Source organism: Bacillus haikouensis (genome assembly GCF_013179555.1).
In the GTDB taxonomy this organism is placed as follows: domain Bacteria; phylum Bacillota; class Bacilli; order Bacillales; family Bacillaceae_B; genus Rossellomorea; species Rossellomorea haikouensis_A.
Window position 1 is genome coordinate 1 of record NZ_JABMCR010000355.1, and the last position, 3,554, is coordinate 3,554.

3 protein-coding genes and 1 pseudogene are annotated in these 3,554 nt (G+C 43.5%); all 4 read right to left on the reverse strand.

What is annotated here, in order from left to right; translation table 11 throughout:
• Positions 1-589 (reverse strand): L-threonylcarbamoyladenylate synthase (locus HP456_RS21335; RefSeq protein ID WP_172254850.1); only part of this gene is annotated, 589 nt, incomplete at its 3' end.
• 354 nt (positions 590-943) lie between these two features.
• Complete coding sequence (locus HP456_RS21340; protein WP_172254852.1) at positions 944-1,384, reverse strand: GNAT family N-acetyltransferase; 441 nt, start codon at positions 1,382-1,384, stop codon at positions 944-946.
• 134 nt (positions 1,385-1,518) lie between these two features.
• Positions 1,519-2,385, reverse strand: a complete 867-nt coding sequence (gene spoIIR, locus HP456_RS21345) for a stage II sporulation protein R (protein ID WP_172254854.1) — start codon at positions 2,383-2,385, stop codon at positions 1,519-1,521.
• 907 nt (positions 2,386-3,292) lie between these two features.
• Positions 3,293-3,554: pseudogene (locus HP456_RS21350) on the reverse strand (peptide chain release factor N(5)-glutamine methyltransferase); the annotation flags it as partial.

A 3,554-nucleotide genomic window follows, 5' to 3' on the forward strand; every position in this document is an offset into this window, starting at 1 on the left:
CGGGGACAGGTCCTGTACAATCGACAACGGTTGATTCCACCCCGACACCTGTTTCCCCTCCGTCAACTACACCGATGATCTTGTCTTTTAAGTCATCAATCACATGCTGGGCAGTCGTCGGGCTCGGCTTTCCAGAGCGATTCGCACTTGGTGCTGCGATGGGAAGTCCCGATTCTTCGATGATTGCAAGCGCAACTGGATGGTCAGGCATCCGGATTCCGACCGTGTCTAGTCCGGCCGTCACTTTTTCGGAAAGCACGCCATCTTTTTTATGAAAAATAAGGGTCAACGGTCCCGGCCAGTAAGCTGACATCAATTTTTCCGCCGCTTCCGGGATCTCTTCAACCAGCTCTTTTAATTGAACTTTATTTGAGATGTGGACAATCAGCGGATTATCGGACGGTCTTCCCTTGGCTTTGAATATTTTATCGACAGCCACATCACTTTTTGCGTTTGCACCAAGTCCATAAACCGTTTCTGTCGGGAACGCTACGACTTCATTCGCCTGCAAAATCCGAGCTGCATCCACGATTTGTGGATAACTTTGTTTGTTATCCACATCTTTTTCCACAATCCAACGTTTTATCATAACATTCGTCCACCTTTTTCAAACAAGCATACATCTGTTCACATTTATGTGGATAAACACTGAATTATCAAGCGTTCCACAAACATACTCATTTGAAAGTATAAAAGAAACACATTAAATTCTCAAGTATTATCCACAAAACGTAAAGGAGCATTACCTTCCTGTGGATAACCCTGTGGACGAGTGTGAATAATTCTGAAAAAAGTGACTTTTCGACAAGCGCGTAGTTTTATAGAGTATCTTGTCGAATTCTCCTATAAAATACCGGATCATTCTGTTGAAAAATGATCCGGTCCATTGAAAATTCAGTCTTTTATGCCGGAATCCCGTTTTTGTCGAATTTTCGAGGATTCCCTATAATTTCAAGCTCATTGTCAGCAGGTTATCCACTGTGGATAACTGTTTGGCATGGACGAAATCTTTCAGTTCATCCACAAACGAATGTGGTTCCTGTTGAAAACCTAATACTTCAAAGAAATGTAATGATGCTTTTCGATTTGTAATCAAGTATAAATTGGATAACTCTTTTTCTTTTGCCAGCTTAAAAATCTCTTGAAAGAGGGTGAAGATTTCTTCACTGTCAAATGCAGGGGTTACGACCAGTGAACGAAGAAGTCCGGTCCTGCCCCTCATCTCGATTCCAAGCGTCCCAATCAGATTCTGTTCTTCATCCTCCACTACCAAAAAGCAGTCAATCGTACTTTTCACACCTTCCGTACTCAAACCAGCTTTCACAAGAAACCCTATCACCTTATAAATATCCTCATGCGTTGCCTGTCTGATCATCTTCGCCATTTTTTCTTCCTCCTTTTTTCTAGCATCCTTACTGTTAATTTATGAGAGGGTGAAAAGATTAGAACTAGTTATTGATAGATTTGTTTTTTTAGTAGAAAAAATAAGACCTCATCTTAAAGATGAAGCCTCACGTTTTATTTAAATAATCCTTTTACCAGATCGACCACAAAGAATCTTACCTCTACCTCTTCCTGCTCGCCCTCTTCTACAAAGACTTGTTCCTGGACAGGCTGCTCATTCACTTCCATTTCTTCATTCCTTTGGAAATCTTCCATTAATTTTGTTTCTTTGACACTGCGAGCTTCAGATTCCTCTTCCCTTTCGCTTTCTTCAACAGCACTTGGCACTTCTACCGTTTCCGCATTCATCTCGTCTTCCACCGCTTCACTTTCAGCTGCAACTGTCTCTGCCGCTGCCGCTGCTTCATCTTCCACATCCACTTCCGTCACTACTTCACCACTTGCCTCAACAGTGGTCTCAAAGCCAGGACTTCTTACCGCGTTGCCAGTTGAAAAATCCAGGAAGCATAAAGGAGGATACAGCACGCACCACCAGTTCGCCCCTTCACCTTTTCCCAGTGTGATCAACACCGCTTCATACTCGCCCGCCGGATACAGGTACTGCCCGTAAAGCTTTGTCGGAAACTCAACTTTTCCGAAATCGATTTGTACACGTTGATCCAATCCTTGAGCTGCAACCACATCTTCCGCAATCTTCTGAAGCTCCGGGAGTCCCGTTTTAATGATATTCTTCGCTTCTTCCTGGGATGTCAGGCTGCCAACCCATTCCGTAATCTCTTTATTTACTTCATCACGGACTAACCGTTTCACGTTCTGGTCCTTCTCCAAATCGCTGTTTGCCAGGATACGGAGGCGGATCGCTTCCTCTGGAATCACCATCGGCTCCTGAGCAATGCTTTCCTGTTTCGGAATATATAAACTTAAGATCGTTCCTAAAGTAAGAATTAGAATATAAGATAATACCGTATGTTTTGTTTTCATTTTCTCTCCCCCTCAGTAAAACAGTTTGGACAAGGCGGGGAAATCTTAAACTAGTAAATTGATATTTTCTTGAAAAATAGGTTCTGTTGATTTTCATGGAAGACTTTGCTTTCCGTATTCAGCTCGTGAGTTTGTTGTTCATGATCAGAAATGCGGAGGCGGATCGTTCAGGGGGACTAATATGCGATGAATTGGCCCTGGGTGCACTCTATCTTTTTGAACCATTTGTCTTATGACCTCGAGGGGGCTGCCGGCGGAGCTGGGACACTAGAAAAACGGAGGCGGATCGCCCAGAGGTGACAAGCATACGACAGGGAAAGCCAAATGACGTTTTTTTGCCTTTTTGGATGGCATGGGTTATGTACCTGGCCTCTAAGTATTGGATCTTTACACTTGAAATGCAGAGGGGCTGCGGCGGCGGGGGCATAAGGCGAATCGGCCAAGAAGGCGTTTTATGGCTTCTTTGACGAGGTGACCTGGGATATGTGCCGCTATGCCCCGGAGCTAGACAAGTTTCACTTCACTCACTCCTTCCACAGAAGTCTTCGTCTGCCACTACAATCAACAGCTGGGAACCGCTCTTGAATCACATATCACGGAGCAAAGTTAAGGTATGAACTACAAAAGGAGATAATTGATCATTCCGGCTTCCTTTCGATCATATAAAAACCGATTTTTTAAAATTTGATAATAAATCTTTTATTTCGATAATGAAACTGGAAATTTCGATAATAAATCGCTGTGGCCGGATAACTTGTATTCTATTATTCTATAAATACACGGTTCAAGCGTCCAATTTCCTTTTAAACAAGAGTCAATTTCACTTGTTGTATCAATTTTTAGTTAAGGACATAAACAAAACCAAAAAAAGACCCCTTTTTTCCAAAAAGGGCCTTTTCATCTATCACTATTCACTACAGCAAAAAACCATCCGGTCCTTGCCGTTAATGTCCATTACAACTTCCGTCTTCGCATCCGGGAAGGTTTCCCGAAGCATGTCTGCCACTGTCTCACCCTGGCCGGCCCCCACTTCGAATCCGATCAGAAACATGTCGTTCATCACTAAAGGCAGCTGCAGCATGAACCGCTTATATAAGTCATAGCCGTCTTCCCCGCCAAACAATGCGAGCTGCGGTTCATGGTCCACCACTACATCCGATAACGACAGG

Bases quoted from the DNA above. Each gene is read 5' to 3' on its own strand.
- HP456_RS21340 (WP_172254852.1), bottom strand. From the start codon at position 1,384: ATGGCGAAGATGATCAGACAGGCAACGCATGAGGATATTTATAAGGTG.
- spoIIR (WP_172254854.1), bottom strand. From the start codon at position 2,385: ATGAAAACAAAACATACGGTATTATCTTATATTCTAATTCTTACTTTA.